The sequence below is a fragment of the Flaviflexus sp. genome (assembly GCF_052087705.1).
Lineage (GTDB): Bacteria > Actinomycetota > Actinomycetes > Actinomycetales > Actinomycetaceae > Flaviflexus > Flaviflexus ciconiae.
The window spans coordinates 13,714-20,015 of record NZ_JBQCYC010000031.1 but is presented as its reverse complement, the minus strand read 5'-3'; the positions used below and the strand labels follow the sequence as shown (position 1 = coordinate 20,015).

At 62.0% G+C, this 6,302-nt stretch carries 6 protein-coding genes; 4 read left to right on the top strand and 2 right to left on the bottom strand.

Going from position 1 to position 6,302, the window contains the following annotated elements; translation table 11 throughout:
- Both ACTHUY_RS11430 and ACTHUY_RS11425 read right to left on the bottom strand, forming a co-directional pair.
- The coding region (locus ACTHUY_RS11430) for a hypothetical protein (protein WP_441678919.1) at nucleotides 1-325 on the bottom strand (325 nt) is incomplete at its 3' end.
- Nucleotides 326-384: 59 nt separating this feature from the next.
- A complete protein-coding gene (locus ACTHUY_RS11425) occupies nucleotides 385-1,143 on the bottom strand; it encodes a GntR family transcriptional regulator (RefSeq protein ID WP_441678917.1) in 759 nt (252 codons plus the stop codon).
- 187 nt (nucleotides 1,144-1,330) lie between these two features.
- Here ACTHUY_RS11425 and iolC point away from each other — a divergent pair, with 187 nt between their 5' ends.
- From iolC to iolD, 4 genes are read left to right on the top strand one after another with little or no spacing between them, the layout of a single operon-like run.
- Nucleotides 1,331-2,308, top strand: a complete 978-nt coding sequence (iolC, locus tag ACTHUY_RS11420) for a 5-dehydro-2-deoxygluconokinase (RefSeq protein ID WP_441678915.1) — start codon at nucleotides 1,331-1,333, stop codon at nucleotides 2,306-2,308.
- Nucleotides 2,308-3,174 carry a Cgl0159 family (beta/alpha)8-fold protein gene (locus ACTHUY_RS11415; protein WP_126703495.1) on the top strand — a complete coding sequence of 289 codons (867 nt, stop codon included), beginning with the start codon at nucleotides 2,308-2,310 and terminating at the stop codon, nucleotides 3,172-3,174. Before iolC ends, ACTHUY_RS11415 begins: the two co-directional genes overlap by 1 nt.
- Nucleotides 3,171-4,064 carry a 5-deoxy-glucuronate isomerase gene (gene iolB / locus ACTHUY_RS11410; RefSeq protein WP_441655674.1) on the top strand — a complete coding sequence of 298 codons (894 nt, stop codon included), beginning with the start codon at nucleotides 3,171-3,173 and terminating at the stop codon, nucleotides 4,062-4,064. The genes ACTHUY_RS11415 and iolB overlap by 4 nt, the downstream gene beginning before the upstream one ends.
- Entirely contained in the window at nucleotides 4,065-5,960 is a 1,896-nt protein-coding gene (gene iolD / locus ACTHUY_RS11405; RefSeq protein WP_441678913.1) for a 3D-(3,5/4)-trihydroxycyclohexane-1,2-dione acylhydrolase (decyclizing), read from the top strand.
- Nucleotides 5,961-6,302: the final 342 nt, after the last annotated feature.

Genomic DNA, 6,302 nt, shown 5'->3' with positions numbered 1-6,302 from the left:
GTAGCTGTCTCGGTGTCAGGCGCTGGGTCGCTGGTTGAAGGAGCTTAATGCCGACCGGGGCGGGGGTGCCTGACGTAATTGTTTGAGTTGTTCGCCGGCGGGTTACGCGGTGGCAACAGATCGTGGGTGGGGGCGGTGGTTGCCGGGGGAGCGGCCGTGCCGGGTTGTGAGCCGGGCGGCGGTTCCTGCCAATGGTCACGTCACGCTGTGTTGACTGAAGGGCGGGGTTGAGCGTCGTGGTTGCCGCATACAGAACAACGCCCCTGCCGGCGTCGGCGCCCGGGGCGTTGCTCTGTTCGGTGTGCTCATTTGCTGCTTTTGACAATTTGCACGTGGGGGCGGGGTGGAAGTCCGCGCTGGTTCACCGCTGCGGGATTGCTGTTCCTAGTCTGCGACGAGCGGGATGGTGACGGTGTACTGGGCTGCGTCGTAGACGTGCCGACCGTACTCGACTACTTCGCCGCCGAGTCCGTAGACGGTGCGTTCCATGGTCATGAGGGCTGATCCGTGCTCGAGTCCGAGGAGATCGGCTTCGCGGTCGGTGGCGAGGCGGGCTCCGAGGACCTGGACGGCCGTTGCCATCTTCACGTCACGCTCAGCCAGGCACTTGTAGAGGCCCTTCTGGGAAAGTTCGGTCAGGGACGGTGCGATGGCCGAGGGGATTGTGTTGTGCATGATGCCGAGGGGGTTGTCGTTGATCCAGCGTAGGCGCTCAATGGAGACGACCTCGTCTCCGACTTCGCAGGACAGCTGTGCGGCCTGCGCTTCGTTGGCAAGCTGCACCTGGTAGGACAGAACCTCGGTGCGGGTCTCGTAGCCTTGGGCTGCCAGGTCCTCGTTGAGAGACGTGAGGCCGATTTGGCGGTGGACGTGCGTCGGGGTGACGCGGGTGCCGACGCCTCGGCGGCGCACAAGCAGGCCGCCATTGACGAGTTCCTGAAGGGCGCGGCGCGTTGTGGGGCGGGAAACTTCGAGTCGCTGAGCGAGCGAAACTTCGTCCTCAATGAGCCGACCGGCCTCGATGGTGCCAGACATGATGAGCTTTGTCAGGGGCTCCGAAATCTGCTGGTAAAGCGGCACCGTGGAGTCGCGGTCGAGGTCAATCTTCGCGATATAGGGCGTGTCGAGCGGGTTGCTGGTCATGGTGGGTAAAGTCCTTGCGTAGATATTTGTAAACAATTAACGCACATTTCAGCCAAATGTAAAGCCGATTGAAAAAATTGTGTTGAAAACTATTCTTCCGGAATGTTAGGACAAAGTATTGACTTAAGGTTACAAGTGTCGGAAGATGAGAGTGTATCCTCCCTCAAAGAAGCGGAAAGGAGTCGCAATGGCTGCGGCACAGATCGAGGTCGTCACTATCGGTAGGTCGGGTGTGGACATTTACCCCCTGCAGACCGGTGTCGGTCTCGAGGAGGTTAGTACATTCGGTAAGTTCCTCGGAGGTTCTCCGACGAACGTTGCGGTGGCAGCTGCCCGCATGGGACACACAGCAGCGTCGATCACCGGGGTCGGCGATGATCCCTTCGGTCGCTTCGTGCGTTCCGAGATGGTTCGGCTTGGCGTCGCTGACGAATTCGTTGTTGTGAACAGCAACTTCAACACTCCCGTTACTTTCTGCGAGATCTTCCCGCCGGACGATTTCCCGCTGTACTTCTACCGCGAGCCCTCGGCTCCGGATCTTCAACTCCGCCCTTCCGATATTCCGGAGGATGTTGTCCGCAACGCCAAGGTGTTCCTGTTCTCGGGAACCGGGCTGTCGGTAGAGCCGTCTCGTTCAGCCCACCACCACGCTCTGAACGTGCGTAACAAGCAGGGCTGGACCATTGCTGACCTGGACTACCGCCCGATGTTCTGGGAAGACGAAGAAACCGCTTCCCGCGAGATTGGAGCTTCTCTCGAATCTGTCAACGTTGCCGTGGGCAACCGCGAGGAATGCTGGATTGCCGTTGGCGAGAAGGAGCCGGACCGCGCAGCGGACGCTCTTCTCGAGCGCGGCGTTGAGATCGCCATCGTCAAGCAGGGTCCCAAGGGCACGCTAGCGAAGACCAAGGAGGAGCGCATCGAGGTTCCCGTGACGGCCGTTGAAACGGTGAACGGTCTGGGCGCAGGTGACTCCTTTGCTGGCTCGCTTTCGCACGCTCTCATCATGGGTTGGGATATCCCGAAGGCCATTCAGTTTGCTTCGACCGCCGGTGCAATCGTCGTATCCCGCCTCGAGTGCTCGACTGCTATGCCACGCGAAGAGGAGGTCTTCGACCTCATCGAGAAGACGCCCCAGGCCAATCCGATCGTGAAGGCCCTGTGATGACTTCCATTTCTGATCTCACTGAGATTCGGGCCTACGAGCCCGAACGCATTGCGCAGGCACTTGCGGATCGTCAGCCGGGCGAAGGCCCCAAGCCGGGTTCCAAGGCCATGATCATTGCCTGCGACCACCCGGCGCGCGGCGCCCTCGGTGCCGGGGCTGACGGCATGGCGATGGCGGACAGGAACGACCTGCTGGCGCGCTGCGTCGCGGCACTGTCTCGTCCCGGCGTGACCGGCTTCCTTGGCACCGCCGATATGATCGAGGACCTCGCTCTTCTTGGCGCACTCGAAGGCAAGGACGTGTACGGCTCGATGAACCGGGCCGGCCTGCAGGGATCCTCGTTTGAGATGGACGACCAGTTCAACTGCTACGACGCGCAGCAGATTGTTGCCTCCGGTCTCGATGGCGGTAAGACCCTGACCCGCATCAACCTCAACGATCCGGCAACCGCGGATACGCTGACGGCGACCGCGAAGGCGATCGACGGCCTTGCCGAGGTGGGCAAGATGATCATGGTCGAGCCGTTCATGTCGAACTGGGTGGATGGCAAGGTCGTGAACGACCTGTCGCCCGACGCCGTTATCAAGTCGATTTCTATCGCATCCGGTCTTGGCAGGACCTCGGCACACACGTGGCTGAAGCTCCCGTGTGTCGACGAGATGGAACGAGTGATGGCCTCAACTACGCTCCCTGCCCTTATCCTGGGAGGAGAGGTTCCTAACGATCCCGATGCCGCATTCGCCGGCTGGGCGGGTGCTCTTGCCCTCCCGAACGTCCTCGGCCTCGTGATCGGCCGATCCTTACTGTACCCGGGCGACGGCGACGTCGAACGGGCCGTTGACAACGCTGTGGAGCTGCTATGAACGAGAATGAAAAGTACTTAATCAAGGCTGGATCGAAGGCAGACGGTGTCTACGACACCGTTGTCACAACGGAGATGGCGGGATGGGAGTTCTGCTCCCTGAAGGTCGCCGCTCTCAAGGCTGGAGAATCCGTTGAGGTAGAGACGGGGGAGACCGAGCTGCTGGTACTTCCGCTGTCGGGAGCCGCAATCGTCGCGGTTGACGGCACCACCTACGACCTGGCCGGGCGCGAGTCGGTTTTCACCGACATTACCGACTACATTTTTATCCCGCGCGGCAAGACCTTCACGGTCGCTGCAACGACGGATGGGCGCTTCTCCCTGCCCGCCACGAAGGCGTCGAAGGACCTGTCTGTCAGGTACTGCCCGCGCAGCGAGGTCAAGACCGGCATCCGCGGTTCCGGCATCATGACCCGCCAGGTGAACAACTACGCGCTTGGCAACGATGTTGAGACCTCCCACCTGCTCGTGTGCGAAGTGCTCACCCCCGGAGGCAACTGGTCCTCCTATCCTCCCCACAAGCACGACGTCCACTCCGAGGACGAGCGGGTGCTTGAGGAGATCTACTACTTCGAGATCCGCGACGGCGGCCCCGACAACGCAACCGAAGGCTTCGGTCTGCAGCGCGTCTACGACTCGCCCGGTAAGGAAATCGATGTATGCGCCGAGGTCCGCTCGGGCGACACCGTCGTTGTTCCGTGGGGATACCACGGCCCGTCGGTTGCTGCCCCCGGCCACGACATGTACTACCTCAACGTCATGGGCGGTCCCGCCGAGGACTCCATCTGGCTCATGACGGACGACCCCTGCCACACCTGGCAGAGGCAGGCCTGGGAAGGCGACGACATCGATCCCCGCGTCCCCTTCACCCCCATGAACGAGGAGAACTAAATGACATTCGAAACCGTGCGCCTGACAGTCGCGCAGGCAACCATCCGCTTCCTGGTCAACCAGTACGTGGAACGCGATGGTGTGGAGCAGCGGTTCTTCGCGGGCACGTTTGGCATCTTTGGGCACGGCAACGTAGCCGGCCTCGGCCAGGCCCTCCTGCAAAACGAACTCGATCCGGAGCCGGACGGCGGCGTCATGCCGTACTACATGCCCCGCAACGAACAGGGCCAGGTGAACGCGGCCGCAGCATTTGCGACCGCTAAGAACCGCCTCCAAACCATGGTTTGCACCAGCTCCATTGGCCCCGGTGCGCTCAACATGGTGACTGGCGCAGCCGTGGCCACCACGAACCGCGTCCCGGTTCTGCTCCTGCCCTCCGACCAGTTCGCGACCCGCAACCCCGACCCCGTCCTCCAGCAGGTTGAAAACGCACAGACGCTTGACACGACCGTCAACGACGCGTTCCGTCCCGTGTCCGTGTTCTTCGACCGGATCAACCGCCCCGAGCAGCTCCTGCCTTCCCTCATGCAGGCGATGCGCGCCCTGATCGACCCGGCAGACACCGGTGCCGTCACGCTTGCCATGCCCCAGGATGTTCAGGCCGAGGCCTTCGACTTCCCGGTCGAGATGTTCAACAAGCGCGTCTGGCACGTCCGCCGCGACCCGCTCGAAAAGGCCGCCCTCAAGCGCGCCGTTGAGCTCATCAAGGCATCGAAGAAGCCCCTTGCCATCGCAGGCGGCGGCGTTATCTACTCCGAGGCCTCCGAGGAGCTCCGCGCCTTCGCGGCAGCCACCGGTATCCCCGTCTCCGACACGCAGGCCGGCAAGGGTGCCATCAACCACGACCACCCGCAGGCAGTTGGAGGTGTCGGCTCCACCGGTGCTGACTCGGCGAACTACCTCGCCGACGAGGCCGACCTCATTATCGGCATCGGCACCCGCTACTCCGACTTCACGACGGCGTCGCACACCCAGTTCAAGAACCCCGACGTTAAGTTCGTCAACATCAACGTCAAGGCTTTCGACGCCGTTAAGAACGGCGGTGAAATGCTGGTTGCTGACGCACGCGAAGCACTCGTGGACCTGACGGAAGCTCTTGAGGGCTTCCAGGTCTCCGACGAATACGCTGAACGTATCGCCAAGGAAAAGGCCGCCTGGGACAAGGTCACCCACGACTGCTACCACTCGGGCCACGGCCCGCTCCCGTCGCAGCTCGAGGTCTTCGGTGCGCTCAACGAGATGATGGGGGATGACGACGTTGTCATCAACGCCGCTGGCTCCATGCCCGGTGACCTCCAGGCGCTCTGGCAGGCCAAGACCCCCGTCCAGTACCACGTCGAGTACGCGTTCTCGACCATGGGCTACGAAATCCCGGCCGCCATGGGCGTCAAGATGGCTCTTCCCGAGTCCGAGGTTGTTGCCATTGTCGGTGACGGCACGTACCAGATGCTGCCCATGGAAATCGCCACGATCGTTCAGGAGGGTCTCAAGGTTATCTTTGTTCTCCTCCAGAACCACGGCTACGCGTCGATTGGCGGACTCTCCGAGTCCCGCGGATCCCAGCGTTTCGGCACCCGCTACCGCATGGGTGGCGGCCGGCCGCACAACCAGGAAGGCGAGTTCATTCCCGTCGATCTTGCCGCCAACGCCGAGTCCTGGGGTCTCAACGTCCTGCGCGTGAAGACCATCGAGGAATTCCGAGAGGCCTTCCGTGAAGCGGAGAAGGCTGACCGGGCCACGATGATCTACATCGAGACCGACCTTATGGGCCCGAACCCGCCCAGCATCTCCTGGTGGGACGTTCCCGTCTCCGAGGTCTCCCGCATTGAGTCGACCCAGAAGGCGTACGTCGAGCACGTCGAACGCAAGAAGGATCAGCGCCACTACCTCAAGTAGTCGCCAGCTCCGATCGGTCACCGCGTAATCCCCGATCGGCAGTTAGCGAGAAACGATCACTCTCCGATCGTCTGGCCATGACTGTGCCCCGCCCCGGCGGGGCACAGTTGTCCCCACCAAAGAGAAACGGTCACCTGACTCCTGCGACGAAACTTGGCAAACTCTTTCGCCACAGACGCTCGGTCAACAGTTTGCTACAAGGAAACCTGAGTAGCCGCTGAAGAACCGCCACGTCTGCCTCATCCCAGGCGCCGCGACCACCTTGCACGGCATTGCTACGGCTCAGTGCTGCGGCTCAGTGCTTATGGCTCAGTGCATAGGGGAGAGGGTGCGTAGGGGAGA

Bases quoted from the DNA above. Each gene is read 5' to 3' on its own strand.
- ACTHUY_RS11425 (WP_441678917.1), bottom strand. From the start codon at position 1,143: ATGACCAGCAACCCGCTCGACACGCCCTATATCGCGAAGATTGACCTC.
- ACTHUY_RS11415 (WP_126703495.1), top strand. From the start codon at position 2,308: ATGACTTCCATTTCTGATCTCACTGAGATTCGGGCCTACGAGCCCGAA.
- iolD (WP_441678913.1), top strand. From the start codon at position 4,065: ATGACATTCGAAACCGTGCGCCTGACAGTCGCGCAGGCAACCATCCGC.
- iolB (WP_441655674.1), top strand. From the start codon at position 3,171: ATGAACGAGAATGAAAAGTACTTAATCAAGGCTGGATCGAAGGCAGAC.
- iolC (WP_441678915.1), top strand. From the start codon at position 1,331: ATGGCTGCGGCACAGATCGAGGTCGTCACTATCGGTAGGTCGGGTGTG.